Origin of the sequence: Pseudomonas sp. LW8, assembly GCF_041956865.1 — a bacterium.
GTDB classification, from domain to species: Bacteria; Pseudomonadota; Gammaproteobacteria; order Pseudomonadales; family Pseudomonadaceae; genus Aquipseudomonas; species Aquipseudomonas siliginis.
The window spans coordinates 3,955,252-3,979,948 of record NZ_CP168138.1 but is presented as its reverse complement, the minus strand read 5'-3'; the positions used below and the strand labels follow the sequence as shown (position 1 = coordinate 3,979,948).

The 24,697-nt window shown below is 61.6% G+C and carries 26 protein-coding genes; 16 read left to right on the top strand and 10 right to left on the bottom strand.

The annotated features are described in order from the left end of the window. Positions 1–56 precede the first annotated feature (56 nt). From kdpC to AB9L16_RS17955, 3 genes are all read left to right on the top strand, one after another. On the top strand, positions 57–602 hold the full coding sequence (gene kdpC / locus AB9L16_RS17965) for a potassium-transporting ATPase subunit KdpC (protein ID WP_375122487.1): 546 nt from the start codon (positions 57–59) through the stop codon (positions 600–602). Between the two features lie 145 nt (positions 603–747). Next, on the top strand, positions 748–3,399 hold the full coding sequence (locus AB9L16_RS17960) for a DUF4118 domain-containing protein (protein ID WP_375122486.1): 2,652 nt from the start codon (positions 748–750) through the stop codon (positions 3,397–3,399). 48 nt (positions 3,400–3,447) lie between these two features. Next, positions 3,448–4,143 carry a response regulator gene (locus AB9L16_RS17955; RefSeq protein WP_016770895.1) on the top strand — a complete coding sequence of 232 codons (696 nt, stop codon included), beginning with the start codon at positions 3,448–3,450 and terminating at the stop codon, positions 4,141–4,143. A gap of 109 nt (positions 4,144–4,252) precedes the next feature. Here the strand turns inward: AB9L16_RS17955 and AB9L16_RS17950 are convergent, their stop codons facing one another. Then, positions 4,253–5,290, bottom strand: coding sequence for a patatin-like phospholipase family protein (locus AB9L16_RS17950; protein ID WP_110601565.1), 1,038 nt, complete (start codon positions 5,288–5,290; stop codon positions 4,253–4,255). A 214-nt stretch (positions 5,291–5,504) separates the two neighbouring features. On the opposite strand from AB9L16_RS17950, the gene AB9L16_RS17945 reads away from it, so the two are divergent. From AB9L16_RS17945 to AB9L16_RS17935, 3 genes are all read left to right on the top strand, one after another. Further along, complete coding sequence (locus AB9L16_RS17945; protein WP_016770894.1) at positions 5,505–5,783, top strand: hypothetical protein; 279 nt, start codon at positions 5,505–5,507, stop codon at positions 5,781–5,783. Between the two features lie 104 nt (positions 5,784–5,887). Beyond that, positions 5,888–6,646: a CHAD domain-containing protein gene (locus tag AB9L16_RS17940; RefSeq protein WP_375122485.1), complete on the top strand. Its 759-nt coding sequence runs from the start codon at positions 5,888–5,890 to the stop codon at positions 6,644–6,646. Between the two features lie 233 nt (positions 6,647–6,879). Then, entirely contained in the window at positions 6,880–7,674 is a 795-nt protein-coding gene (locus AB9L16_RS17935; RefSeq protein ID WP_375122484.1) for an acyl-CoA thioesterase, read from the top strand. Between the two features lies 1 nt (position 7,675). Here AB9L16_RS17935 and AB9L16_RS17930 read toward each other — a convergent pair whose 3' ends face one another. The 3 genes from AB9L16_RS17930 to AB9L16_RS17920 form a co-directional block, all read right to left on the bottom strand. Further along, positions 7,676–8,041: an Mpo1-like protein gene (locus tag AB9L16_RS17930; protein WP_150742522.1), complete on the bottom strand. Its 366-nt coding sequence runs from the start codon at positions 8,039–8,041 to the stop codon at positions 7,676–7,678. A gap of 229 nt (positions 8,042–8,270) precedes the next feature. Beyond that, the gene (locus tag AB9L16_RS17925) at positions 8,271–9,752 is read right to left on the bottom strand and encodes a methyl-accepting chemotaxis protein (RefSeq protein WP_236168456.1); all 1,482 of its coding nucleotides are present in this window, start codon (positions 9,750–9,752) and stop codon (positions 8,271–8,273) included. 207 nt (positions 9,753–9,959) lie between these two features. Next, positions 9,960–10,766, bottom strand: coding sequence for a TatD family hydrolase (locus AB9L16_RS17920; RefSeq protein ID WP_236168457.1), 807 nt, complete (start codon positions 10,764–10,766; stop codon positions 9,960–9,962). A gap of 234 nt (positions 10,767–11,000) precedes the next feature. Between AB9L16_RS17920 and AB9L16_RS17915 the strand changes: the two genes are divergently transcribed. From AB9L16_RS17915 to AB9L16_RS17905, 3 genes are all read left to right on the top strand, one after another. After that, complete coding sequence (locus AB9L16_RS17915; protein ID WP_122507529.1) at positions 11,001–12,422, top strand: transglycosylase SLT domain-containing protein; 1,422 nt, start codon at positions 11,001–11,003, stop codon at positions 12,420–12,422. A 113-nt stretch (positions 12,423–12,535) separates the two neighbouring features. Further along, positions 12,536–12,970 carry a DoxX family protein gene (locus AB9L16_RS17910; protein WP_016770887.1) on the top strand — a complete coding sequence of 145 codons (435 nt, stop codon included), beginning with the start codon at positions 12,536–12,538 and terminating at the stop codon, positions 12,968–12,970. Between the two features lie 248 nt (positions 12,971–13,218). Next, the gene (locus AB9L16_RS17905) at positions 13,219–13,527 is read left to right on the top strand and encodes a hypothetical protein (protein WP_095182213.1); all 309 of its coding nucleotides are present in this window, start codon (positions 13,219–13,221) and stop codon (positions 13,525–13,527) included. A 6-nt stretch (positions 13,528–13,533) separates the two neighbouring features. Here AB9L16_RS17905 and greB read toward each other — a convergent pair whose 3' ends face one another. Genes greB through AB9L16_RS17890 form a run of 3 tightly spaced genes read right to left on the bottom strand, consistent with a single transcriptional unit; the run spans position 13,534 to position 17,253 of the window. Next, positions 13,534–14,031, bottom strand: coding sequence for a transcription elongation factor GreB (greB, locus tag AB9L16_RS17900; protein WP_071173132.1), 498 nt, complete (start codon positions 14,029–14,031; stop codon positions 13,534–13,536). Between the two features lie 34 nt (positions 14,032–14,065). Continuing rightward, positions 14,066–16,570, bottom strand: coding sequence for an ABC transporter permease (locus tag AB9L16_RS17895; RefSeq protein WP_236168493.1), 2,505 nt, complete (start codon positions 16,568–16,570; stop codon positions 14,066–14,068). Further along, the gene (locus tag AB9L16_RS17890) at positions 16,570–17,253 is read right to left on the bottom strand and encodes an ABC transporter ATP-binding protein (protein ID WP_016770883.1); all 684 of its coding nucleotides are present in this window, start codon (positions 17,251–17,253) and stop codon (positions 16,570–16,572) included. Before AB9L16_RS17890 ends, AB9L16_RS17895 begins: the two co-directional genes overlap by 1 nt. Positions 17,254–17,263: 10 nt before the next feature. Here AB9L16_RS17890 and AB9L16_RS17885 point away from each other — a divergent pair, with 10 nt between their 5' ends. The 3 genes from AB9L16_RS17885 to AB9L16_RS17875 all read left to right on the top strand — a co-directional run bounded on the left by AB9L16_RS17885 (position 17,264) and on the right by AB9L16_RS17875 (position 19,387). Beyond that, positions 17,264–17,869, top strand: coding sequence for an arylesterase (locus AB9L16_RS17885; protein ID WP_056788467.1), 606 nt, complete (start codon positions 17,264–17,266; stop codon positions 17,867–17,869). A 57-nt stretch (positions 17,870–17,926) separates the two neighbouring features. Then, positions 17,927–18,220 carry a hypothetical protein gene (locus AB9L16_RS17880; protein WP_016770881.1) on the top strand — a complete coding sequence of 98 codons (294 nt, stop codon included), beginning with the start codon at positions 17,927–17,929 and terminating at the stop codon, positions 18,218–18,220. 195 nt (positions 18,221–18,415) lie between these two features. Beyond that, positions 18,416–19,387, top strand: a complete 972-nt coding sequence (locus tag AB9L16_RS17875; RefSeq protein WP_024013783.1) for a L,D-transpeptidase family protein — start codon at positions 18,416–18,418, stop codon at positions 19,385–19,387. Positions 19,388–19,513: 126 nt separating this feature from the next. On the opposite strand, the gene oprI is transcribed toward AB9L16_RS17875, so the two are convergent. After that, a complete protein-coding gene (gene oprI / locus AB9L16_RS17870; protein ID WP_003183784.1) occupies positions 19,514–19,765 on the bottom strand; it encodes an outer membrane lipoprotei OprI in 252 nt (83 codons plus the stop codon). Between the two features lie 639 nt (positions 19,766–20,404). On the opposite strand from oprI, the gene AB9L16_RS17865 reads away from it, so the two are divergent. After that, positions 20,405–20,686: a GNAT family N-acetyltransferase gene (locus AB9L16_RS17865; protein WP_016770879.1), complete on the top strand. Its 282-nt coding sequence runs from the start codon at positions 20,405–20,407 to the stop codon at positions 20,684–20,686. Between the two features lie 60 nt (positions 20,687–20,746). Here the strand turns inward: AB9L16_RS17865 and AB9L16_RS17860 are convergent, their stop codons facing one another. Both AB9L16_RS17860 and AB9L16_RS17855 read right to left on the bottom strand, forming a co-directional pair. Further along, on the bottom strand, positions 20,747–21,823 hold the full coding sequence (locus AB9L16_RS17860; protein ID WP_016770878.1) for a 3-deoxy-7-phosphoheptulonate synthase: 1,077 nt from the start codon (positions 21,821–21,823) through the stop codon (positions 20,747–20,749). 129 nt (positions 21,824–21,952) lie between these two features. Continuing rightward, a complete protein-coding gene (locus AB9L16_RS17855) occupies positions 21,953–22,396 on the bottom strand; it encodes a PilZ domain-containing protein (RefSeq protein WP_305381236.1) in 444 nt (147 codons plus the stop codon). Between AB9L16_RS17855 and AB9L16_RS17850 the strand changes: the two genes are divergently transcribed. The 3 genes from AB9L16_RS17850 to AB9L16_RS17840 are packed head-to-tail and all read left to right on the top strand — an operon-like array spanning position 22,395 to position 24,662. After that, positions 22,395–22,781 (top strand): co-chaperone YbbN, encoded by a 387-nt coding sequence (locus AB9L16_RS17850; RefSeq protein ID WP_041478405.1) that lies wholly within the window; start codon positions 22,395–22,397, stop codon positions 22,779–22,781. The two genes, AB9L16_RS17855 and AB9L16_RS17850, sit on opposite strands and share 2 nt — an antisense overlap. Continuing rightward, on the top strand, positions 22,778–23,734 hold the full coding sequence (locus AB9L16_RS17845) for a putative 2-dehydropantoate 2-reductase (protein WP_315435980.1): 957 nt from the start codon (positions 22,778–22,780) through the stop codon (positions 23,732–23,734). The genes AB9L16_RS17850 and AB9L16_RS17845 overlap by 4 nt, the downstream gene beginning before the upstream one ends. A 22-nt stretch (positions 23,735–23,756) precedes the next feature. Beyond that, complete coding sequence (locus AB9L16_RS17840) at positions 23,757–24,662, top strand: 5'-nucleotidase (protein ID WP_024013777.1); 906 nt, start codon at positions 23,757–23,759, stop codon at positions 24,660–24,662. Positions 24,663–24,697: the final 35 nt, after the last annotated feature.

The window sequence follows — 24,697 nt, the reverse complement described above, 5'->3', positions numbered from 1 at the left end:
GCGCCACTGCTTATCTGACTCAACACAGTACTGGTTTCTGAATCGAGGATTCTGCAATGTCCACAACCCTACGCCCGGCCCTGACCCTGTTGGCGCTGATGACCCTGATCACCGGCGTCGCCTATCCACTCGCGGTCACCGGCATTGCCCAGGTCGCTTTCCCGGCTCAGGCCAACGGCAGCCTGATCCACGACGCCGACGGCAAAGTCCGCGGCTCGTCGCTGATTGCTCAGGATTTCAGCGGTGACAACTGGTTCCACCCGCGCCCCTCTGCCGGGGCTTATGCCACCGTCGCCAGCGGCGCCAGCAACCTCGCGCCGAGCAATCCGGCCCTGGCGACCCGCGTAATCGAAGACGCGCAAAAACAACAAGTCGCTGGGCAGGGGCCGGTGCCATTGGCCTTGCTGACCACCTCCGCCAGCGGCCTCGATCCGCACTTGCCACCGGCGGCAATTGCCTATCAACTGGCGCGTGTCGCAGCAGCGCGTAACCTGCCGGTGTCGACCTTGCAGCAATTGCTCGATAAGCACATCGAACAGCCGCTGGTTGGGCCGCCGGTGGTGAATGTGCTGGAGCTGAATCTGGCACTGCAAAACCTGTAATTCAGTTGATACCGATCGTTCCCACGCTCTGCGTGGGAATGCATCAATAGACGCTCTGCGTCTGCTTTTATGGGACGCAGAGCGTCCCGGGCTGCATTCCCACGCAGAGCGTGGGAACGATCATTCGTAAGAGAGAGCATCAAGCATGAGCGACTCCGGCCGCGCCGACGCACTGTTAGCAGACCTGCCCCGCGATGGCCGTGGCCGGCTCAAGGTTTTTCTCGGCGCGGCGCCCGGGGTCGGCAAGACCTACGCCATGCTCCAGGCTGCCCACACGCAACTGCGCCAGGGCGTAAAGGTCCTGGCCGGCGTGGTCGAAACCCATGGCCGCGCCGAAACCGAAGCCTTGCTCGGTGGCCTGCCGCAGCAGCCGTTGGTGCGCAGCGAATACCGTGGCGTGCTGCTCGAAGAAATGGACCTCGACGGCATTCTCGCGGCGAAACCGAAGCTTGTGCTGGTCGATGAACTGGCCCACAGCAACGCCCCCGGCAGTCGTCACGCCAAGCGCTGGCAAGACATTCAGGAACTGCTCGCCGCCGGCATCGACGTGTACACCACGGTCAACGTCCAGCACCTGGAAAGCCTCAATGATCAGGTGCGCGGCATCACCGGCGTACAGGTGCGCGAAACCCTGCCGGACTGGGTCCTGCAGGAAGCCTTCGAGCTGCTGCTGATCGACCTGCCGCCGCGTGAATTGCTCGAGCGTCTGCGCGAAGGCAAGGTCTACGTGCCGGAACAGGCCCGCGCTGCGATCGACGCTTTTTTCACCCAGACCAACCTTACCGCCCTGCGTGAACTGGCGATGCAGACCGCCGCCGCGCAGGTCGACAACGATCTCGCCCAAGGCTATCGCCAACTCGGCCAGGCCGCGCCGGCGGTGCGCGGGCGTTTGCTGGTCGGCATCGATGGCGATGCGCAGGCCGAACGGCTGGTGCGTCACGCCTGCCGCGTCGCCCAGCGCCGGCATCTGCCGTGGAGTCTAGTGCATGTCGACAACGGCAGTGCGCGGGATGAGCAATCGCGTTTGCGTTTGCAAAGCGCCCAGCAACTGGCCGAACGCCTCGGTGGCGAAGTGGTGCTGTTGCGGGCCGGCGAAGTGGCGAAAACCCTGATTCAACACGCCGCCGAACGCCGCGCCAGTCTGTTGCTGGTCGGCCAGTCGCGGCCACGTCTGCGCCGTCGACTGTTCGGCGGTGGTCTGGCGGCGCGCCTGCTGCGTCAGGCGCACGGTCTGGAAATCAACGTGCTCGACAGTGACCACGAGCAGCGCCAACCGCGCCCGCGCAATTCAGTCACGCTGGTGTGGTTCGACTACGCGCTGGCGCTGGTCGCGACGTTGTTGGCCACGGCCCTGGCCTGGGCGGTGTCGAGTGTGTTGCCGCTGCCGAACATCTCGCTGGTTTTTCTCGCGGCGGTGTTGCTGGTGGCGGTGCGCAGCAGCCTCGGCCCGGCGCTGGCCTGTGCGGCGCTGTCGTTTCTGACCTACGATTTTCTGTTCATTCCACCGAATTTCTCCTTCAGCATTCAGCGCGAAGAAGACGTGCTGACGCTGCTGTTCTTCCTGTTGATGGCGGCGCTCACCGGCAACCTCGCGGCGCGTCAGCGGCGGCAGTTGCAGGCCTTGCGCGATACGCAGGAAGAGACCAGCGAACTGCTCGACCTGTCGCGCAAACTCACCGCCGCGACGGATCGCCAAGCCGTGATCAGCGCTGCCGCGCAACACCTCGAAGGCTGGAGCGATGTGCAATTGTGCTTGCTCAACCGCGACGGCCAGGGCGGCTGGAAAGTCGAAACCGGCGGGCCGCTGCAATTCACCGAGGCCGAACGCGCCGCCGCCGATTGGGCCTGGCAACACGATCAACCGGCGGGCAAGGGCACCGGCACCTTGCCGCTGGGGCGTTGGTGGTGGTGGCCGTTGTCGGTCGAGGACGGGCCGCTGGCGTTGCTTGGTGTTTGCGCCAAGGAAGGCCAGAGCTTGAGCGGTCAGCGCCGGCGCTTGCTCACTGCGCTAAGTCAGCCGCTGGCGCAAGCCTTGGCTCGTGCGCAATTGGCCGATGACCTCGAAGCGGCGCGTCTGCACGGCGAAACCGAACAATTGCGCAGCGCCTTGCTGGCCTCGGTGTCCCACGATTTGCGCACGCCGCTGACGGCCATGCGCGGCAGCATCGACAGCCTGTTGGCCCTCGGCGAAGCGATCCCGCTGGAGGATCGCCGCGAGCTGCTCGAAGGCACCCGCGATGAGGCCGAACGCCTCGACCGCTACATCCAGAACCTGCTCGACATGACCCGCCTCGGCCACGGCGCCTTGAAGCTGGCGCGTGACTGGGTTTCGCCGGCCGATATCGTCGGCAGTTCGCTCAACCGCCTGCGCGCGGTGCTGGCGCCGTTGCAGGTCAGCACCGAAGTGCCGGCCGAGTTGCCGTTGCTCTATGTGCACGCGGCGCTGATCGAGCAGGCGCTGGTCAACGTGCTGGAGAACGCCGCGCGATTTTCGCCCAGCCACGGTCGCCTGCAACTGCGCGCGGGTGCCGATGAGCAGGAAATTTTCTTTGCGGTCAGCGATGAAGGCCCGGGGATTCCCGAAGAGGATCGAGCGAAGATTTTCGACATGTTCTACACCGCCGCGCGCGGTGATCGCGGCGGGCAGGGCACGGGGCTGGGACTGGCGATCTGTCAGGGCATGGTCGGCGCGCACGGCGGGCGTATTTCCGTGGCTGACGGCATCGACGGGCGCGGCACCTGCATCACCTTGCACCTGCCGTTGCAGGCGCAACCGGGGATGGACGGTGAAGCTTGAAGTCGACTGCGCTACTCTCTTGCCAATCTATTGTGTTGATGTGAATTCATGAGCCAGACCGCGACCATTTTGGTCATCGACGACGAACCGCAGATCCGCAAATTCCTGCGCATCAGCCTCGCTTCACAAGGCTACAAAGTGCTCGAAGCCGGCACTGGCGCTGAAGGCCTGGCACAAGCCGCGCTTAGCAAACCGGACCTGGTGGTGCTCGACCTCGGGTTGCCGGACATGGACGGTCAGCAGGTCCTGCGCGAGTTGCGCGAATGGGCGACCACGCCGGTACTGGTGCTGTCGGTGCGCGCCAGTGAAGGGCAGAAGGTCGAAGCGCTGGATGGCGGCGCGAACGACTACGTGACCAAACCGTTCGGCATTCAGGAATTTCTCGCCCGGGTTCGCGCGTTGTTGCGCCAGGCACCGGCGGGGGAGGCGCAGCCAGCGGCGCTGAGTTTCGGCCCTCTGACCGTGGATCTGGCCTATCGGCGCGTGCTGCTCGACGGCGCCGAAGTCGCCCTGACCCGCAAGGAATATGCGGTGCTGGCGCAACTGGCGCGGCATCCGGGGCGGGTGATCACCCAGCAGCAATTGCTCAAGGATATCTGGGGGCCGACGCACACCGAGGACAGTCATTATCTGCGCATCGTGGTCGGGCACCTGCGGCAGAAACTGGCGGATGACCCGACCCGGCCGCGGTTTATTGTGACTGAGGCGGGGGTGGGGTATCGGTTGTTGAGTGAAGCTGGCTGAGCTGACGCTTTCGCGAGCAGGCTCGCTCCCACAGGGGAATGCATTTCAAATGTGGGAGCGAGCCAGCTCGCGAAGAGGCCATCAAATACTCCGAAAAATCCGCATCAGTTCAACCCTGCTCCTGCTCATACCGATCCAGCGTATCACTGGCAATCTCCCGCCCCAGCGCGATCAACTCCGGCGCTTTGTAGAACTCGAAAAACCGGCACACCCGCTTCGGCACGTTGATCAGGATATCCGGCGGATACCCGGCAATCTTGTACTGCGCCAGTGAGGTCTGCATCACCTCGAAACTCTGGTTGATCAGATCCAGCAGCGACGCCGGCCCGACGTTATCGATGATGAACGAGCCGGTGGCGGATTTCGGCGCGCCTTCGCGTTCCGGGGCGGAGGCCGGTTGCTGGCTTTCCGGCTCGACGCCCTCAAGCCACGGATTGATCTCCGCCGCCTCGGCGCGCAAGGCTTCCTGTTCCAGCTTCAACAATTGCTCGGCCTGTTTACGGCGGAACGGCAACTTCGAACCCATGGATTTGATCAGACTGTCGAAGCGCGAACGGAACGCCGCCGGCCGCTCGATCACCGGCAACTTGTACTGGCGCTGATTGGTGGCGTTGAGGTTGACCGCGATGATCAGGTCGCAATGGCTCGACACCACCGGAACGATCGGCAACGGATTGAGAATGCCGCCGTCGACCAGCATGCGGTTGCCCTGCATCACCGGGGTAAACAGGCTGGGAATCGCCGCCGAGGCGCGCATGGCCTGATGCAGGCAGCCTTCCTGAAACCAGATTTCCTGCTGATTGGTCAGGTCGGCGGCGACGGCGGTGTAGGGGATGCGCAGGTCTTCGATGTTGATCTCGCCGACGATCTTGCGAATCTGCCCGAAGACCTTTTCACCGCGAATCGCGCCGAGACGGAAACTCACATCGACCAGACGCAGCACGTCGAGGTAATCAAGGCTTTCGATCCAGCGGCGGTACTCATCCAGTTTGCCGGCGGCATAGATCCCGCCGACCACCGCGCCCATCGAACAACCGGCAATGCAGGCGATATCGTAGCCGCGTCTTTCAATTTCTTCGATAACGCCGATATGGGCATAGCCCCGGGCGCCACCGGAGCCCAGCACCAGTGCGACACGCTTTTTCATCAAACTTCCTCCGGACAAGCCTGCACAATGCACGCATCGGCCAAGCGGCTCAATCGCCAAGGTCGTTGCGCGAAGCGGTGACGTCGTTTTCCGTTCGCGGCGCACGCTTGCGCGCTATGCTCTGCGCCACGTGGTTTGACCGATCAGCGAGGCACTTTTTCACCGCTTGACCGTCTTACCTGCACGACTGTTGACCTACCTTGAGGTGTGAGTGATGAAAGCCTGGATCTGTGTACCGTTGATGGCTCTGGTTCTGGCCGGTTGCGCCGGCAAAACCGCGTACCGCGACAGCTGCGGCAGCCAACTCGACGCGGCCTGGCACGAACTGGACCTGGCCAAGGCTGAAGGCTTCGCCGGCACCGTCAGCTATTCCAAAGCGCTGTCGCTGCTGACCGCCGCCAAGACCCAGCAACAATTCGAAGGCTTCGAAGGCTGCAGCAAGAAAGCCGAAAAAGCCCGCTTCTACATTCGCGAATCCCGCGCAGGACGTTAACAGCCGCTGCAAGTTTCTAGCTGCAAGCCACAAGCTTTGAAGCAAACGCATTCAGCTTGAAGCTTGTAGCTAGAAGCTTGCAGCTGTCTACGGAGTAGACCCCAATGATCGATCGCTTGGTGGCTCATGTGTTGAGCCTGGATGTGCGGCTGCTGGCATGTCAGGCGCGCCTGACTGCGCGCACTGATCCCGAGGCGTTGCATGATTTGCGCACCACGATGCGGCGCTTGCGCAGTCTGTTGCGGCCGTTGCGCGGCTTGCCGGGTGTCGAGCAACTGGAGGCGGCGGCGTCTGCGGTGGGCGAGTTGACCACACCGTGGCGTGATCGCGAAGTGCTCGCGGCGTATCTGCTCGAGCATGATCAGCCCGAGGCTGCGCAGCGGCGTCTGGCGCAAATGGCCGAGGCGTATCCGGCGCTGGCGGCGAGTGCGGAATTGGCTTCGTTGCTGATGATTCTCGACGCCTTTCCACGGTTTCTGCGCGCGTCCGAGCGTCAGGGCTTGCTCAAAGATCTGGATAAACGCATTGAAAAACGCCTGGGCAAACAATGGCAGAAACTCGACGAAGCGCTGCACGATCCCGCCCATGACCGCCATCGCCTGCGCCTGCTGATCAAGCGCGTGCGCTATGGCATTGAAGCCTACCCCGAACTGGATCGCTTGCCGAAACCGGCTTACAAACGCCTGAAATCCGCGCAAGGCGCACTGGGCGACTGGCACGATTGCTGGCAATGGCTGGCGCGTGCCGAGCAGGAGGCTGATCTGCAACCGTGCGTGGCCACCTGGCAGGCCGGGTTGATCAAGGCAGAGCTGAAGGCCGATCAAGTGCTGGAAAAGCTCAGCGCTACGTGTTTCAAATCCTGAAGCTTGCGCATCTCCTGTAGGAGCTGCCGAAGGCTGCGATCTTTTGATTTTGATTTGCAAACAGATCAAAAGATCGCAGCCTCGTTTCACTCGACAGCTCCTACAAGGGTTTTGCGGCGAAATCGAAAAGTGCCAAGGCCTATCTGTCAGCCCATTTGACCGGAATAGACGCTGCGCCGCCGCCCGGGGCTGGGTAAGATCCGCGCATTCCTTTCTCGTTTTCCGAGGTTGCCATGCGCTTTTGCGATCTGCTCGATGCTGTCCGCCAACAACCTGAAGTAATCATCCCCGCCGAATGGGGGCAGGGCCGCGCCAGTTTTGGCGGGCTGGTGGCTGCGCTGCAATTTGAAGCCATGCGCGCCAGGGTGCCGGCGGAGCGCCCGGTGCGTTCGCTGGCGATTACCTTTGTCGGCCCGGTCGAGCCGGAAGTGCCGGTGAGTTTCGAAGTCGATGTGCTGCGTGAAGGCAAAGCCGTCAGCCAGGTGTTGGGCCGCGCCATGCAGAATGGTCAGGTGGTGACGATCATTCAGGGCAGCTTCGGTGCCTCGCGGCCCTCGGAAGTCGCCGTCGAAGCCTACCCGGCGCCGATCATGAAACACTGGGACGAATGCCAGGAGCTGCCCTACATCAAAGGCGTGACCCCGGAATTCATGCGCCATCTGGCGATGCGCTGGAGCGTCGGCGGTATTCCGTTCTCCGGCACGGCGTCGCGCTTGATGGGCGGCTGGGTGCGGTTGCGTGGGGATGTCAAAGAGGAGCCGGTCAACGAGGCGCATCTGCTGGCGCTGGTGGATGCCTGGCCGCCGGCGCTGTTGCCGTATCTGAAGAAACCGGCGCCGGGTAGCACGCTGACCTGGACCATCGAATTCGTGCAGCCGTTACACGACTTGAGCACGCTGGACTGGTGCCAATACCTGGCCGACATCGAATACGCGGCCGACGGTTACGGCCATGTCGCCGCGAAGTTGTGGAGTGCGAAAGGGGAGTTGATTGCCATGAGTCGGCAGACCGTGACGATCTTCGCCTGACTCAATGCCGACGGTGGCGCTCACGCCAGGCGCGCCACCAGCCACCGCTGAGAAAGAACCGCGGAAAGGTAAGAAATTGCTCTACCAGCAAACGTGACACGGCATCTCTGCGATCACTGAACGGCTCGGAGGCTTGCGCCTCCAGGCCGTGGCCGTGGCGCTGCAGACCCAGCGCCGCGATGATACCGATCACGCCGATGGCGACGCTTGCCAGACTCAGGCTGAACACCCCCGACACGATCAGCAGAAACGCCACGATAAACAGCGGCACGGCAATCAGGTGCAGGACCAGATTGGTCGGATGCTGATGATTGCCCGGGTAGGCGCGCCATTGCCATGCGGGAAGGTTGGGGTGACGTTTGCCCATGTTTGCTACTCCTCGATCCATGTTGAACTTCATGGTTGAAGAATAGGCCCGGGCGCGGAGCGCGGCGAATCAAGGTTGGCTATTGAGCTGATAGCGGCAATGGCAAAATTTGATGTCGCCTGAGCGGACGGCATCGCGGGCGAGCCCGCTCCCACAGTGTGCTCGGTGTACGCACAATTGTTGATTGTCGAAAATCCCTGTGGGAGCGGGCTTGCCCGCGAAGAGGCCATCAGAGTTTCAACTGACCTATCGCCTTGTTAAGCGCCCCGGCCAGCGCCGCCAGCTCATTACTGGTCGTCGCCGAATCCACCGTCTGCTGCACGGTGTTCTCGGTCACGTCACGAATACTCACCACCGCGCGATTCATCTCCTCGGCAACCTGACTCTGCTGTTCCGCCGCCACGGCAATCTGCGTGTTGCTTTCGCGCATCTGCGCCACCGCTCCGGTGATTTCCGCCAGCGCCGCGCCAGCCTCCTGCGCCTGCTGCACGCAGTCGTCGGCTTTGTACGAACTCTCCTGCATGAAATCCACCGCATCGCGGGTGCCGGCCTGCAACGCGGCGATCATGCCGGTGATCTCGTCGGTCGACGCCTGCACGCGCTTGGCGAGATTGCGCACTTCATCGGCGACCACGGCAAAGCCGCGACCCATCTCCCCGGCGCGGGCCGCTTCGATCGCCGCATTCAGCGCGAGCAGATTGGTCTGTTCGGCAATGCTGTGAATCACGCTGACCACGCCGTTGATCTTCTGGCTGTCCTCGGCCAGGCGTTGAATCATTTCTGCCGTCTGCTGCACGCCGTTGGACAACCCGGCAATCGATTGCTGCACCCGCGCCACCACCTGCTGACCGCTGCCGGCGAGGCCATCGGCGGTTTTCGACAGATCGCGGGTGGCGCCGGCGTGTTGCGCGATGTGATAAACGGTGGCGGTCATTTCGTTGATCGCGGTGGCAGCCTGGTCGGTTTCGCTTTGTTGGCCGAGCATGCCGTGGCGCACGTCGTTCATGCTCGAGGCCAGCCGCGCTGCACCGTCATCCAGTTGTCGCGCGGTGCTGGCAACGGTGGTCACGACGCGTTGATAACCGGCCTGCATGGCGTTGAAGGCATTGGCCATCTGCCCGACTTCGTCCCTGCCCACCAGCGGCACGCGAGCGGAGAGGTCGCCGGTTTTTTCAACGTGCAGCATCACGTCTTTCAACGTGTTGAGCTGGCTGAGCAGAAAGCGGATCAACAGTTGCGAGGCGCCGAGCATCGCCAGCATCAGGATGAATACCGCCAGCGCATAGTTGGCGAAACGCTCGCTGAACACCTGGCTCAGGCTCGGGGCATAGGCGATGACCGCCACTTGCTCGCCGTCGGCACGGCTGAACACTTCGGCGCCGATCAACGGATTCTCGCCAAACAGCGGCATTTCATTGATGGCGTTCCAGCCGTTGCTGCCGCTGATTTCCAGTAGCGGTTGATCGTTGAGACGCGGCACTTCACCGCGCTTGAAGGTCAGCACCTGAGCGGACTTGGGCAACGGTTGCCCGGTCGGCCAGGCCTTGAGCAACTGCGCCTGCGCTTGCGCGGATGCCTGCGCGGCGTGGCTGCGGGCCTGCTGTTCGAGATGTACGGCGTACAGTACGAGCAGCAGGGTGGTGACAAAGGCGACCGCGTTGACCGCCCAGAATTTGTATTTCAGCGAGATGTTGCTAAGCCAGGCACCCATGGAGGTCTTCTCTGATAGCGGAAACAGTTTTGGCAAGGTGCCATTATTGTGCCGCTATGCAGATTCGGGAGTTTTGATATGAATCAAAAGATGCCGAGATCTATTGTGGGAGCGAGCCTGCTCGCGAAAGCGTTGCGTCCTTCAGCCCATTTGTAGCTGATCCACCGCCTTCGCGAGCAGGCTCGCTGCCACAGGGGAAGTGTGCAGTCAGGTGAGAATGGGGAGATTAAAAAACGCCCGGGCACACGCGGTGGTATGTGCGGCCAGCGCTTCCTCGGTCTCGCCGCGATGCAGCGCCACCTCGCGCAGCACTTCGCTCAGATACGCCGGCTCATTGCGGCCGTTTTTCGGCTTCGGCCGCAACGTGCGCGGCAGCAGATATGGCGCATCGCTTTCCAGCATCAGCCGCCCCGGCTTGATCTCTTTGACCAGTGGATGCAGATGCGTGCCCCGGCGTTCGTCGCAGATCCAGCCGGTGATGCCGATGTGCAGATCCAGATCGAGGTAGCTGAACAAGGCCTTTTGCTCGCCAGTGAAGCAGTGCACCACCGCCGCCGGCAGTTGATCGCGGAAGTCCTTGAGGATTTCCAGCAGGCGCTGGCTGGCATCGCGCTCGTGCAGGAACACCGGCAATTGCAGCTCGACGGCCAGCGCCAGATGTTCTTCCAGGACCTTTTCCTGCTGCGGGCGCGGGGAGAAGTCGCGGTTGAAATCCAGCCCGCATTCGCCCACCGCGACGACGCTGGATTCGTTCAACAGACTGCGCAGACGACGGGCGCTGTCAGCGTTCCAGTCGCTGGCCGAATGCGGGTGAATACCGGCGGTGGCGAACAGCCGTTGGCCACTTTCATCCAGTTGCTGGCACAGTTCCAGCGCCTGCTCGCTACCCTCGACGCTGGTGCCAGTCAGCACCAGTTGGCAGACGCCTGCGGCATAGGCGCGGTCGAGCACGGCCTGGTGTTTGTCGGCGAAACTGGGGTTGGTCAGGTTGACGCCGATATCGATGAGTTGCATGGTGCTACCTCGGGCCGAAGGCCGGAAAGCATATCAGAGCTGTAGATTTATAAGAAAAGCCAAGAACTACAACGACTTATGGCTGTCTGTTGAGGCCGCGAAGGACTCCGGGGTGGCGACGATGCCATCACTGTGCCAGTCTCTCGCACTTTATCAGCGCGCAAAGCGCTCTGTTTTCGTCGGTGATGTCGTCTTTTTTGCGACGAATCGCCCCGTATTCTTTTCGGAGAGTGGATGCATCGTCCCTCGGTTCTGCTGCTATTGTGTGCTGCGTTGCTGCTGCCGATGACGGCGGTCGCGCGCCTGCCCGGGCCGCTGCAAGCCGTGCCGGCGAGCAAGGTTCGCGACCTCTCCGAAATTCGCAGCAGCCGCGTGTTGCGGGTGTTAGTCAATCAGAGCCGCAACAGCTCCGGCGAAGTCCAGGGTCAGGCCATCGGTGTCGAGTACCACCGACTGCGCGCGTTCGAGCAATACCTCAACGGCCACGCTCGCGACGGCCAGGAAGTCACCCTCAAAATCATTCCCAAAGCCAAGGATCAATTGCTCGGCGCCTTGCAGCGCGGCGAAGGCGATATGGTCGCGCCCGGTGAATTGCTCGATCTGCCTTCTGGCTACGCGGTCGCCAGCAGTGAGCCGATTGCCAGCAACGTGCCGCTGGTGCTGGTCGGGATCAAGGGCCAACGCCGTTACACCAAGGTCGAGCAACTGTCCGGCAAGACCCTGGCCTTGCCCACCGGTAGTGCGGCGGGGGAGGTGGTCAGTCAGCTCAACCAGAAACTGGCGCTGCACAAACTCGCGCCGATCAATATCGAGTGGGTCGATCCGACGCTGGCGGTCGAAGATGTGCTGGAGATGGTCCAGGGCGGGATTTTCCACCTGACCATTGTCGAGCAACCGATTGCCGAGCGTTGGGGCAAGATCCTGCCGAAGCTGCGTCTCGATCGGCAACTGAGCCTCGGCGAGCCGGGGGAAGAACATTGGTTCGTGCGCCGCGATGCGTCGATGTTGCGCGCGAGCATCGATCGCTTCCTCACCGGTTACAAGAGACCGTCGGACGAAGACGCGGCGTTCCTGCGCATCTATCGACGCTTGTACCAGGTGCACAACCCGCTGGCCAAAGCCGATCGCCAGCGTCTGGAAAAACTCCGTCCGACCCTGCAGAAGCACGCCGATGCGCAGAACATGGACTGGCTTAACCTGGCGGCGCTGGCGTTCAAGGAATCGCGTCTGCAGCCCAACGCCCGCAGCGGCAGCGGCCCGACCGGGCTGATGCAGATCACCCCGTCCGCCGCGCAGCGGGTCGGCGTGAGCAATATCCAGAATCTCGATGCGAATGTGCAGGCCGGCGCCAAGTACCTGGCGATGATCCGCCGCAAGTTCTTCAGCAGCCCGAAACTCAACGAGCGTGAGCGCATGGCCTTCACCCTCGCCGCTTACAACATCGGCCCCGAGCGCGTGCAGGGCATGCGCGCGGAAGCCCGCCGCCGTGGCCTCAATCCCAACCAGTGGTTCTTCCAGGTCGAGCGCATTGCCATGGAGCAGGTGGGGATGGGCGCCGTCAGCTATGTTAATAGCGTGAACAAGTATTACCTGGCATTCGACCGGGAGCGAGAGTCGCTCGAGCCCCGGCAGCAGAAAGTGGTTACACGGAAATAATCTAACAATTCGATTGTTATGGCGAAATTTTTGCGCTTTAAACATGAAATAAACTGATTAATATAGCGACCAACCCAAACACACAAACACTTCTGCACAACAAGGAATGCACCATGAGCTCTCTGATCAACAAGGTTCTGTTCACCCGCGCCGGTTACGGCCTGACTGTCCTGCGCATTGCTGTCGGCGTGATCTTCGCCGCCCACGGTTCGCAGAAACTCTTTGGTCTGTTCGGTGGTTACGGCCTGGCCGGCACTGCGCAATGGATGGAAAGCATCGGCCTGACCCCCGGCTATCTGATGGCCTCGCTGGCCGGCGGTACCGAGTTCTTTGCGGGTCTGGCGCTGATCATCGGCCTGCTGGCACGCCCGGCGGCACTTGGTCTGGCGTTCCTCTCGCTGGTTGCGATCTTCTCCGTGCACATCGGCAACGGTCTGTTCATGGCCAACAACGGTTATGAGTTCGCTCTGGCTCTGCTGGCCGGCAGCATCGCGGTACTGATCGAAGGTGCCGGCAAGCTCTCGGCGGATCGCGCCATCGCCGGTTGAAGGCTCTGGCTCAAGGCAAAGGCCCGCATTGCGCGGGCCTTTTTTGTTGCTGGCGATTCTTGACACTGATCGGTCACGTTCTCTAGGATGTTGCCCATGCGCCGATTTAAACAGCTACTTGCGGGGCGCCAGGTGACTTCTACAGTTACCGTCAGAAGCCGGAACAGGGCTTCGAAATACCGCTAAAGCGCTGGTTCGGTGTTGCCTCTCACCTGCCATGCAGACTTTTGAGGCAGAGACACGACACGATGAACGCACTACGCCCTCCAGCACGTCCCGCGCCGATCACGGCACATGTCACCCAGCGCAACCCGAAAATCCTTCTTGGCGGCAAACACCAGCCGACGCTGTTGCGTTATCTCGATGGCTGGCCACGTCGCAGCGGCGGTCCTGCCGCGTTCCTGATCCAGTTTGTCGATGACGGCGAGTCGCTGGCGCGTTTCGCCACCGACAGCTTTGATCTGGCGGTGATTCAGGCGCCGAGCGCAGAAGATGCGCCGGACATGATCAAGCAACTGACCCGCGTAGCGCGGCAGGGCCTGATCACTCGGCGCTGATCAGTCTTACGGGTATTCAATCGCAACGATGTAAACGAACTGCTCGCCGGTCGGCGTTTGCACCCGCACTTCCGCGTCGAGTGCCTTGCCGATCAGCGCGCGGGCCAGCGGCGAGTCGATGCTGATCAAACCCTGTTTGAGGTCCAGTTCATCGGGGCCGACAATGCGGTAGCGCGACTGCTTGCCGTCTTCGTCTTCGATGGTCACCCAGGCGCCGAAATACACCTTGTTTGGATCGCTGGGTTTTTCGCTGACTACCTTGAGCGCTTCCAGGCGTTTAGTGAGAAAACGCACGCGACTGTCGATTTCGCGCAGCATCTTCTTGCCGTAGGTGTATTCGGCGTTTTCCGAACGATCACCCTGCGCCGCCGCTTCACTCACCGCCTGGGTGACCTGCGGGCGACGCACATGCCACAACTCATGGAATTCGGCGCGCATCCGCGCTTCACCCTCGGGGGTGATCAGCGCGGTGCCAGCGGTGCGGGGAGGGCGATAACGGCTCATGGCGACTTCTTGTGATTAAGACCGCTTGAGTCTATCAACCCTCGCGCAACACTGTCAGCGGGCTCGCATTCAGAGCGCGACGCGTGCCGAACACACCGGCGCCACCAATCAGCGCGGCGCCAATCAGCGGCAGCACCAGCAGCCATGGATGCGGATGCCATGGCAGATCGAAGGCGAAGCGGTACAGCACCAGACTGACCACCTCCGAACCGATCGCCGCGAGCAGACCGCTGACCGCACCCAACAGACCGAATTCGATACGCCGCGCCTTGATCAGCAACTGCCGCTCGGCGCCCAGCGCGCGCAACAGCGCACCCTGGCGGATGCGTTCATCCAGCGTCGCTTGCAGGCCGGAGAACAGCACCGCCATCCCCGCAGCCAGAACAAACAACAACACATATTCCACCGCCAGAGTGACCTGAGCGAGGATGCTGCGCAGCTGTTCGAGCAACGCTTCGACCTGCAGGATGGTCACCGCCGGGAAGGTCCGCGACAACTCGACGATCTGCTGATCATGCCCCGGAGCCAGATAGAAACTGGTCAGGTAGGTCGCCGGCAGATCCTTCAGGGTGCCAGGCTGGAAGATCATGAAGAAGTTCGGCTGGAAGTTGTCCCAGTTGATCTCGCGCAGGCTGGTGACCTTCGCTTCGCGATTGACCCCGCCGACACTGAACACCATGTGATCGCCGAGTTTGAGTTTCAGGCTTTCGGCAACCTTGCCTTCCACCGAAACCCCCGGCACATCATCGGACGGCTGGCCGCTCCACCACGAGCCGGCGGTGAGCTTGTTGCCGGCCGGCAGATCCGCCGCCCAGGTCAGGCTCAGGTCACGCTGAATGGCGCGGTCACCGGCGGAGTCCTTGCTGACGATTTGCTGCACCGCTTCGCCATTGATGCTGATCAGTCGTCCTGGCACCACCGGATACAACGGCGCCGCTTGCGCGGACACCTTGATCAGGTGATCGGCGAAAGCCTGTTTGTCCGCCGGGAGGATATTCAGCGCGAAATAGTTCGGTGCGTTTTTCGGTAGCTGGTTTTGCCAGGTGTCGAGCAGTTCGCCGCGCAGCAGTGCGATCAGCGCCATCGACAACAGGATCAGACCGAACGCCAGCGACTGCCCGGCTGCCGCCAATGGATGCCGCAACAACTGGCCAAGGCCCAGACGCCATGGCAACGAGGCGCGGGCCAGCATGCGGCGCAGGCTTTGCAGCAGCAACAACAGCAGGCCGCCCAGCACCAGCGCGGCGACTACGCCACCGCCAAGCAGGGCGAAGGTCAGCAGCAGGTCGAGGCTCAGACGCCACATGATCAGGCCCAGCGCACCCAGCGCCGCGCCGTAGACCATCCATGTGCTCGAGGGGATCGGCAGCATGTCGCGGCGCAACACCCGCAGCGGCGGCACGCGACCCAGTGCAGCCAAAGGCGGCAAGGCAAAACCGGCCAGCGCCACCAGCCCGGTGCCAATCCCGGCCATCGCCGGAAACAGGCCACCCGGTGGCACGTCACTTGGCAGCAAATCATGCAGCAACGCGAACAGCCCCAGTTGCGCCAGCCAGCCGAGCAGGGCGCCACTGATGGCGGCAATCAGGCCGAGCACGGTCAGTTGCAGGCTGAACAGCACCATGGTTTCCCGGCGCGACAAGCCGAGGCAGCGCAGCAAGGCACTGGCGTCGAAACGGCGACTGGCGAAACGATTGGCTGATAGCGCCACGGCCACGCCAGCCAACAACACCGCGACCAGACTGGCCATGTTCAGATAGCGCTCGGCCTTGCCCAGCGCACCGCCAATCTGCCGGTTACCGTCACGGGCATCCTGGATTCGCTGGTTTGCAGCGAGGCCCGGTTTGATCAGCTCGCGATAAGTTTCCAGCGCCTGCGGTTCGCCGCGCCACAGTTCGCGATAACTCACCCGGCTGCCCGGTTGCACCACGCCGGTGGCGGCGAGGTCGTCAAGATTGATCAGTACCCGTGGCGTCAGGCTGTAGAAGTTGCCGGCGCGATCCGGCTCGTAGGTCAGCACGCGGGTCAGCTTCAAGGTCTTCATGCCGACGTCGATGCTGTCGCCTATCTTCAGATCCAGCGCGGTTAACAGACGTGCCTCGACCCAGGCTTCACCGGGTTGCGGTTCGCTGCCGACTTCTTCCTCGGCAAAGGGTGCAGGCGCGCTCTTCAGCTCGCCACGCAATGGATAGGCACGGTCGACAGCTTTGATGCTCGACAGCTGAATGCCGTTGTCGGTGGCAATGACGCTGGAGAACTCCACCACTTGCGCATGATTCAGGCGCAGTTCGGTGCCGCTGCGGATTTGCTCCTCGCGGGCCGGCGAGCTGCCTTCAAGGACCAGATCGGCACCGAGAAACTCGGTAGCCCGCAGCATCATCGCGCCATTGAGGCGGGCGCCGAAATAGCCGATCGCGGTGCTCGCCGCGACGGCCACCACCAGCGCAAAGAACAACACGCGCAACTCACCGGCGCGGGCATCGCGCATGAGCTGGCGCAGGGCAAGGCTGAACAGACGCAACAGCGGCAGACGTGCCATCAAGGCTCCAGAGGGGCGACCAGCAGCCCGGCTTCAAGACGGATCAGGCGCCGGCAGCGATGGGCCAGGCGTTCGTCGTGGGTCACCAGCACCAGGGTGGTGCCGCGTTCCTTGTTCAATTCGAACAGCAAGTCGCTGATGCGCTCACCGGTGTGGCTGTCGAGGTTGCCGGTCGGCTCGTCGGCGAACAGCACGTCCGGTTCGGCGGCGAAGGCGCGGGCGATGGCCACGCGCTGCTGTTCACCACCTGAGAGCTGGCGCGGCGAGTGGGTCAGGCGCTGGCCGAGGCCGACGCGCTGAAGCAATTGCGTAGCGCGCTCGCGGGCATCTTTGCGGCCATCGAGTTCAAGCGGCAACATGACGTTCTCCAGCGCATTGAGGCTGTCGAGCAACTGGAACGACTGGAAGACAAACCCGACGTGCTCGGCGCGGATTCGCGCGCGCTGGTCTTCGTCGAGATTGCTCAGGCCCTGGCCGGCGAGAGTGACTTCGCCGCTGCTCGGCAGGTCGAGTCCGGCGAGCAGGCCGAGGAGGGTGGATTTGCCGGAACCGGACGCGCCGACGATGGCCAGGCTGTCGCCCTTGTTCAGTTCCAGGCTGAGTTCGTGCAGGATAGTCAGTTCACCTTCCGCGCTAGGGACCACTTTGCTGAGGTTCTTCGCGGTGAGAATGCTTGCGCCCATGGAGAATCCGATGCGTGTATGGTTTTTGAGTGCTGGCCTGGCCTTGATGTGCATGGCCCAGAACGCAGCGGCGGGTACTGTCCTGATCGTTGGCGATAGTATCAGCGCCGGTTTCGGCCTGGATACCCGTCTGGGGTGGGTCTCGCTGCTCGAGCAGCGCCTCAAACAAGAGGGTTTCGACGATAAAGTGGTCAACGCCTCGATCAGTGGCGACACCAGTGCCGGAGGCCAGGCGCGGCTGCCGGCGCTGCTTGCAGAGCATAAGCCGGAGTTGGTGATCCTCGAGCTGGGTGGCAATGACGGCCTGCGCGGGATGCCGCCAACGCAATTGCAACAAAATCTTGCTTCGATGATCGACAGCTCGCGGCAGAGCGGCGCGAAAGTGCTGCTGCTCGGCATGCAGTTGCCACCCAATTATGGCAAGCGCTACACCGATTCGTTCGCTGAGGTTTACGGCAAGCTCGCCGTAGAGAAAAACATCCCGTTGGTGCCGTTTTTTCTCGAAGGTGTCGGTGGTCATCCGGACCTGATGCAGGCCGACGGTCTGCACCCGGCGGCGGGGGCTCAGGGCAAGTTGCTGGAAAATGTCTGGCCGACGCTAAAACCGCTGTTATGAGGCTTTTCTAGAGGCAGGCTTTCGGCTAATGTGGCGCCCCCTAATTTGGAGCCCCCGATGCCGCGTCCTGCCTGGTCCCTGTTTGCCTACCAACTGATCGAGCCTGACGAGCAGCTGGATCTGTTCGCCTGCCAGGAGGTGCGGGTGCATCTGGTGACGCGTCAGCTGGAACTCGGTGGCTCTGCCGATCGCACGCTGTGCGGCACGCTGCTGCCAGCGCAACCGCGCTGGTCGAATGTTGATCGCCGGGTGTTCCAGGATCAGCGTCTGTGCTCGCTGTGCCGGGCGATTCTCGAATCGCAGAAGCGCGGTACGTCGCCGATCTGGCCTGAGCTGCGTTTCGAACTTTAAGATCAAAAGATCGCAGCCTCGTTGCACTCGTCAGCTCCTACAGGGAATGCGTTGCAAATGTAGGAGCTGACGAGTGCAACGAGGCTGCGATCTTTCAGGGCGCGACACGGTCTATCGGCGTGTCTCCCGAATCCCCAAGCCGCGGTGTACAATCGCGCCCTTATACCCTTGATGATCATGCGAAGGATTTTCCGGATGTTGCCGCGCTTTCCTGCCGTCACCCGCTGCCTGTCACTTGCCGCCCTGTGTGTGGCCGGTCCCGTTGCTGCATTGGAGCTTCCCCTGCCACCACCCGGCGAAGACATCGTCGGTCAGGTGCAGGTGATCAAAGCAAAGTACGAAGACACCTTCGCCGATCTGGGCACCACCTACGATCTGGGCTATTCGGAAATGGTTGCGGCCAACCCGGGCATCGATGCCTGGCTGCCGGGCGCCGGTACCGAGATCGTCCTGCCGACGCGCTTCATCCTGCCGCCTGGCCCGCGTGAAGGCATCGTCATCAACCTCGCCGAATACCGCCTCTATTACTATCCGAAAGGCCGTGACGTGGTGTACACCTTCCCGCTGGGTATCGGCCGTGAAGGCTGGGGCTCGCCGATCGCGCACACCTCGATTATCGCCAAGACACCGAACCCGACGTGGACGCCTCCGGCTTCGATCAAGGCCGAGCACGCCGCTGACGGTGATCCGCTGCCCAATGTGGTGCCGGCCGGTCCTGATAACCCGCTAGGCCCGTTCAAGTTCACCCTCGGCACGCCGGGCTACCTGATCCACGGTTCGAACAAGAAGTTCGGCATCGGCATGCGCACCAGCCACGGCTGCTTCCGCATGTTCAACAACAACGTGCTGGAGATGGCCGGCATGGTCCCGGTCGGCACCTCGGTGCGCATCATCAACGACCCGTACAAGTTCGGTCGCAGTGGCGGCAAGGTCTATCTGGAAGCGCACACGCCGCTCGACGACAAGGGCAACCCGTCGGTGGTCGACAAGCACACGGCGGTAATCAACGCGATGCTCAAGCGTGAAGACATCACCAGCAACCTGCGCATGAACTGGGATGTGGTGCGTGATGTGGTTGCGGCCGAAGACGGCCTGCCGGTAGAGATCGCCGTGCCGAATACCTCGGCGCCAATGGTGAGCAGTGCACCGATCGACCTGCAGCAATAAGCTCTGATTGAAAACCCGCCGATGCGAGCAGCGTCGGCGGGTTTTTTATTGCCCGGAGAAAAGCACCGGGCACAAAAAAGCCGACCCGGAAAACCGGATCGGCTCGATAACAATCCCGAGGGATTATTACTTGCGGCTAGCTTTTTCCAGCATGCGCAGAGCACGCTCGTTAGCTTCGTCAGCAGTCTGTTGTGCTTTTTGAGCAGCAGCCAGAGCTTCATCAGCTTTACGGTAAGCTTCGTCTGCACGAGCCTGGGAGCGAGCAGCTGCGTCTTCAGTAGCGGTCAGACGTGCTTCGGTTTCTTTCGATGCGCTGCTGCAACCGGTAGCCAGAACTGCGGCCAGAGCCAGAGCAGAGAATTTCAGAACGTTGTTCATCGTGTTCCCCTTCAAGGACTTTCAAATTAAGTGGCTGTCTCCTCACGATTGAGGAAATAGCCGGCGTACATACTACCCATTACTTGTAGTAAGTAAACTGACGTAGCGCAAGAAGCAAAAAAAATTGTAGGCGTTGATTCTTTTTCGAGCAACTTTTAACTGCGCTGTATAAAAAATATCCAGCTGCAAGCCCCGGCGTGAGCGACTCAAACGGGAAAAGTTCCCGCGCTCGCGCGCTGTTTTTGCGACTTCGGCTAAAGTCTTTCTAAATGAATTCGTCCACACTTTTGTTCAGGTTCTGCGAAGCGCTTCGCGTATCTTTGTTGATGTACAGGTGACTTTAAAAAAGGTCGCACGTCTTAAGTCTCAACATTCCGGCAATGTTCAGGCAAACGGCACGCAAAGATTGTCTTGCGGCCGAACCTGCGACCATCGATGCCAATGCACGCAAACCATCCGATGACGAGCGTACCTTGAGCATTTTCGCCAATGGTGCCTACTATTCAGCAGGTGTCAGATTGCGCGAGATCGGTGTGGCTCTTCTCAGTGTCCATCAGGCACGGGGTGGCGTAGATGTTCCTTCGCCGGAAAAACATCGGTAAGGTAGGGGTCACAATTCAAGACCCGCGAGGAGTAGTGATGAGCGAGGCGTTGTCCATCCACCATGACCAGGCTGGTCATCAATTCGAGACCACTGTGGACGGTCATCGTGCTTACCTGACCTACATGGATCTGGGCAAGCAGACCCTGGATATCTATCGTACCTTCGTGCCCAACGCCCTGCGCGGCCGTGGCATTGCCGCAGCGCTGACTGAACGCGCGCTGCAATACGCCGAAGAAATGGGCTACACGGTGATCCCGTCATGCTCCTACGTCGAGCGCTACATGGAACGCCATCAGCGCCGCGCTGCGAAGATCTGAATCGCACACACAAAAACGCCGGACAATGTCCGGCGTTTTTTTATGCCCGCAAAACGCAGCTTACGTGCGCTGGCGTTTCGGCAATACGTCCTTGAGCTTGGCGTGCATGCTGCGCAAGGTGTTTTCGGTGGCGGACCAATCGATGCAGGCATCGGTGATCGACACGCCGTATTGCAGGTCGGCGAGATCCTTTGGAATCGCCTGGCAGCCCCAGTTCAGGTGGCTTTCAACCATCAGGCCGATGATCGACTGGTTGCCTTCAAGAATCTGGTTGGCGACGTTCTCCATCACCAGCGGTTGCAGGGCCGGGTCCTTGTTGGAGTTGGCGTGGCTGCAATCGACCATGATGTTCGGCTTGATCTTCGCCTTGTTCAGCGCCTGCTCGCACAGGGCTACGCTGACCGAATCATAGTTCGGCTTGCCATTACCGCCGCGCAGCACCACGTGACCGTAGGCGTTGCCTTTGGTGGTGACGATCGACACGCCACCTTCCTGGTTGATGCCGAGGAAACGGTGCGGGCTGGACACCGACTGCAAGGCGTTGATCGCCACGGTCAGGCCGCCATCGGTGCCGTTCTTGAAGCCGACGGCCGAGGACAGGCCGGAAGCCATTTCGCGGTGAGTCTGCGATTCGGTGGTACGCGCGCCGATGGCCGACCAGCTGATCAGATCCTGCAGATACTGCGGGGAGATCGGGTCGAGGGCTTCGGTCGCGGTCGGCAGGCCTTTCTCGGCCAGGTCGAGCAGCAACTGACGACCGATGTGCAGACCGTCCTGGATCTTGAACGAGTCGTCCAGATACGGATCGTTGATCAGACCTTTCCAGCCGACGGTGGTACGCGGCTTTTCGAAATACACGCGCATGACCAGGTACAGAGTGTCCGAGACTTCCTCGGCCAGCACCTTGAGGCGATCGGCGTATTCGTGGGCAGCCTTGATGTCGTGAATCGAGCACGGGCCGATCACGACGAACAGACGGTGGTCGGTGCCATCGAGAATGTTGCGAATGACTTCGCGGCCCTTGGTGACGGTGCGCAGGGCGGCGTCGCTCAGGGGGATATCACGCTTGAGCTGATCGGGAGTGATCAGGGTCTCGTTAGAGGCGACGTTTAGGTCGTTGATCGGTAAATCAGCCATCGTTTACTCGTCAGGTCACGGGTGCCGGCCGCCAGCGATCCCCGCGCGGCGGAGCACAGCAGATTTAGCGCGTCGGGGGAGCCGAACCTTAGCGCGTCAGAGGCGGCTCGACAATGGGCAAACCGTGCTTTAGTCCAGCGCTGGCTGCACGAAAGCCTTGCGCAAGTTGTCGTGGGAGAACTCTTCGGCGTGCTCCTCGACCCATTGCAGGGCCAGCGCCTGACTATCCTGCAGGTCGTCGTGGCTGTCCTGCATGCGCGAATAGCGTTCGATCTGACACACCTGCTCACCCATTCGCGCGCTGAACAGGGTCTGTTCGTCAGTGAAGGCGATGCCCACCAGATAGCCTTTTTTACGGCGCAGACACCAGGCCACATAGCCCGGGCAACAGAAGTCGGCATTCAGCGTCGGCATGCGTACTTGCAGTGCAGTGCCGTAGCGCCAGGCGCGGTGGTAATTGCAAGCGATGCCGCCGAGGCTGATAGTGTGCAACTGTTGTCTGGAAATGCATTCAGGCTTGAGTAACGTCAATTCAACCGGCACTTCGTCCGGATGAGGAATGAAACGTCCCATGAGCACAGACTCCCTGTGTCGGCCATCTGACATTGTTTCCCCCAGTATAGTGGTCGAATCCGAGCTGACCGACTTCGACGCCGACCAGCGGCTGCTGGCGATGCGCGGGGTCTCTCTGGTGATCTTCACCAGCGTCGGCTGCGCCAGTTGTCGTTATGCCCGCGAGGTGTTGCCGGGATTGCCGCTGGCTATCGATCGGCTGTGCTGGATTGACGCCGGCGACAATGGCGGGCTGGTCGAGCGTTATCAGGTGTTTCATTTGCCGGCGCTGTTTGTGGTGCGCGACGGCGAGTTCTTTGGCGCAGTGCACACACGTCTGACGGTTGATCAACTCAACCAGGCGGTGGCGCAATCGCTGAGTCGAATTGCAGAGGAGTTGCCATGAGCGAGACAGTCAGCAAACCGGTGGTGGGGATTATCGGCACCGGTGCAATCGGCGGGTTCTACGGGGTGATGCTGGCGCGTGCCGGTTTCGACGTGCACTTTTTGTTGCGCAGCGAATTCTCGGCGGTGGCTGAGCGCGGTTTGCAGATCAACAGTGCGGTGCACGGGCCGTTGACGCTGCATCCGGCCAATGCCTATTCCGCTGCCGAAGACATGCCACCCTGTGACTGGCTGCTGGTCGGCACCAAGACCACCAGCAACGCCGGGCTGGCCCCGGCGATCATTCAGGCCGCCAAACCTGACGCAAAAGTGCTGTTGCTGCAGAACGGTCTGGATGTCGAGGACAGCCTGCGGCCACTGTTGCCGGATTCGCTGCATCTGCTCGGTGGTCTGTGCCTGATCTGCGTGCACCGCGAGGGGCCGGGGCAGATTACCCATCAGGCCCTTGGCGCGGTGAATGTCGGTTATCACAGCGGCTCGGTCATTGATGAATTAGCGCGCATGGCGATCGTGGAGGAGGGAGCCGGACTGTTCCGTGCCGCCGGCATCGACTCGCAGGCGATGGCCAACCTGCATCAGGCGCGCTGGCAGAAACTGGTGTGGAATATTCCCTATAACGGCCTTTCGGTATTGCTCGGCGCGGGAACCGAAGCGCTGATGGCTGATGCTGACAGCCGCGTGTCGATTCAGGCACTGATGGCGGAAGTGGTGCTGGGCGCCAAGGCCTGTGGATACGAGATCCCGCCCGGCTATGCCGAGTACCTGTTCACCATGACCGAGAAAATGCCCGATTACTGGCCGAGCATGTACCACGACTTTGCACACAAACGCCCGCTGGAGCTGGAGGCGATCTACGCCCGGCCACTGGCGGCGGCGAAAGCGGCGGGCTGCGAGTTGCCGCGCATCGAGGCGCTGTATCGCCATTTGGGTTTTATCGACCGACGCAACACCTGAGTCGGTTGTTCTGGGGGAAGGCATGGCCAATAACATCGATGACAAACTGGTGCTGGCGATTTCCTCGCGCGCCTTGTTCGACCTGAGCGAAAGCCACAAGGTCTACCTGTCGAGCGGCGTCGAAGCCTATCGGCAATATCAGATCGAGCACGAGGACGAAATCCTCGCGCCGGGCGATGCGTTCCCGCTGGTGGAAAAACTCCTGAGCCTGAACAGCCGCCTCGGCCGCGCGCGGGTCGAGGTGATTCTGGTTTCCCGTAACAGCGCCGACACCGGGCTGCGCGTGTTCAATTCGATTCATCATTACGGTCTGGCGATTTCTCGTGCGGCGTTCGTCGGTGGGCGCAGTCCGTACCCTTATCTGAAAGCGTTTGGCTGCGACCTGTTTCTCTCGACCCACGCCGAAGACGTGCGTGCGGCGCTGGACGCCGGGTTCGCCGCCGCCACGATTCTGTCCGGTGGCGCCAGCCGTGCGGCCAGTGATGAATTACGTATTGCCTTCGACGGTGACGCGGTGATTTTCTCCGACGAGTCCGAGCGCGTCTATCAGTCCGGAGGGCTGGAAGCGTTTCAGGCCAAGGAACGCGAATCGGCACGCGAGCCATTGCGTGGTGGGCCGTTCAAGGGCTTTCTGGCAGCGCTCAATCTGTTGCAGCGCGAGTTTCCCGATGACGATTGCCCGATCCGCACGGCGCTGGTGACCGCGCGTTCGGCGCCGGCCCATGAGCGAGTGATTCGCACACTGCGGGAATGGGATATCCGCCTCGATGAATCGCTGTTTCTCGGTGGCCTGACCAAATCGGCGTTCCTCGAAGCCTTCGCCGCTGACGTGTTCTTCGATGACCAGACCGGTCATTGCGAGCTGGCTCGCGAAGTGGTCGCCACCGGCCACGTGCCCCATGGCATCAGCAACGAACCGCCGATCTAGAGCCTTTTCATTCAGGACGTTGCGTCGCACGTCGT

Excerpts from the sequence above, each read along its gene's own strand:
- kdpC (WP_375122487.1), top strand. The coding sequence starts at position 57 with ATGTCCACAACCCTACGCCCGGCCCTGACCCTGTTGGCGCTGATGACC.
- AB9L16_RS17960 (WP_375122486.1), top strand. The coding sequence starts at position 748 with ATGAGCGACTCCGGCCGCGCCGACGCACTGTTAGCAGACCTGCCCCGC.
- oprI (WP_003183784.1), bottom strand. The coding sequence starts at position 19,765 with ATGAACAACGTTCTGAAATTCTCTGCTCTGGCTCTGGCCGCAGTTCTG.
- AB9L16_RS17935 (WP_375122484.1), top strand. The coding sequence starts at position 6,880 with ATGCGCTTTTGCGATCTGCTCGATGCTGTCCGCCAACAACCTGAAGTA.
- AB9L16_RS17840 (WP_024013777.1), top strand. The coding sequence starts at position 23,757 with ATGGCCAATAACATCGATGACAAACTGGTGCTGGCGATTTCCTCGCGC.
- greB (WP_071173132.1), bottom strand. The coding sequence starts at position 14,031 with ATGAGCCGTTATCGCCCTCCCCGCACCGCTGGCACCGCGCTGATCACC.
- AB9L16_RS17845 (WP_315435980.1), top strand. The coding sequence starts at position 22,778 with ATGAGCGAGACAGTCAGCAAACCGGTGGTGGGGATTATCGGCACCGGT.
- AB9L16_RS17890 (WP_016770883.1), bottom strand. The coding sequence starts at position 17,253 with ATGGGCGCAAGCATTCTCACCGCGAAGAACCTCAGCAAAGTGGTCCCT.
- AB9L16_RS17875 (WP_024013783.1), top strand. The coding sequence starts at position 18,416 with ATGTTGCCGCGCTTTCCTGCCGTCACCCGCTGCCTGTCACTTGCCGCC.
- AB9L16_RS17910 (WP_016770887.1), top strand. The coding sequence starts at position 12,536 with ATGAGCTCTCTGATCAACAAGGTTCTGTTCACCCGCGCCGGTTACGGC.
- AB9L16_RS17860 (WP_016770878.1), bottom strand. The coding sequence starts at position 21,823 with ATGGCTGATTTACCGATCAACGACCTAAACGTCGCCTCTAACGAGACC.
- AB9L16_RS17885 (WP_056788467.1), top strand. The coding sequence starts at position 17,264 with ATGCGTGTATGGTTTTTGAGTGCTGGCCTGGCCTTGATGTGCATGGCC.
- AB9L16_RS17940 (WP_375122485.1), top strand. The coding sequence starts at position 5,888 with ATGATCGATCGCTTGGTGGCTCATGTGTTGAGCCTGGATGTGCGGCTG.
- AB9L16_RS17905 (WP_095182213.1), top strand. The coding sequence starts at position 13,219 with ATGAACGCACTACGCCCTCCAGCACGTCCCGCGCCGATCACGGCACAT.
- AB9L16_RS17955 (WP_016770895.1), top strand. The coding sequence starts at position 3,448 with ATGAGCCAGACCGCGACCATTTTGGTCATCGACGACGAACCGCAGATC.
- AB9L16_RS17925 (WP_236168456.1), bottom strand. The coding sequence starts at position 9,752 with ATGGGTGCCTGGCTTAGCAACATCTCGCTGAAATACAAATTCTGGGCG.
- AB9L16_RS17895 (WP_236168493.1), bottom strand. The coding sequence starts at position 16,570 with ATGGCACGTCTGCCGCTGTTGCGTCTGTTCAGCCTTGCCCTGCGCCAG.
- AB9L16_RS17930 (WP_150742522.1), bottom strand. The coding sequence starts at position 8,041 with ATGGGCAAACGTCACCCCAACCTTCCCGCATGGCAATGGCGCGCCTAC.
- AB9L16_RS17915 (WP_122507529.1), top strand. The coding sequence starts at position 11,001 with ATGCATCGTCCCTCGGTTCTGCTGCTATTGTGTGCTGCGTTGCTGCTG.
- AB9L16_RS17855 (WP_305381236.1), bottom strand. The coding sequence starts at position 22,396 with ATGGGACGTTTCATTCCTCATCCGGACGAAGTGCCGGTTGAATTGACG.
- AB9L16_RS17865 (WP_016770879.1), top strand. The coding sequence starts at position 20,405 with ATGAGCGAGGCGTTGTCCATCCACCATGACCAGGCTGGTCATCAATTC.
- AB9L16_RS17950 (WP_110601565.1), bottom strand. The coding sequence starts at position 5,290 with ATGAAAAAGCGTGTCGCACTGGTGCTGGGCTCCGGTGGCGCCCGGGGC.
- AB9L16_RS17880 (WP_016770881.1), top strand. The coding sequence starts at position 17,927 with ATGCCGCGTCCTGCCTGGTCCCTGTTTGCCTACCAACTGATCGAGCCT.
- AB9L16_RS17920 (WP_236168457.1), bottom strand. The coding sequence starts at position 10,766 with ATGCAACTCATCGATATCGGCGTCAACCTGACCAACCCCAGTTTCGCC.
- AB9L16_RS17945 (WP_016770894.1), top strand. The coding sequence starts at position 5,505 with ATGAAAGCCTGGATCTGTGTACCGTTGATGGCTCTGGTTCTGGCCGGT.
- AB9L16_RS17850 (WP_041478405.1), top strand. The coding sequence starts at position 22,395 with ATGAGCACAGACTCCCTGTGTCGGCCATCTGACATTGTTTCCCCCAGT.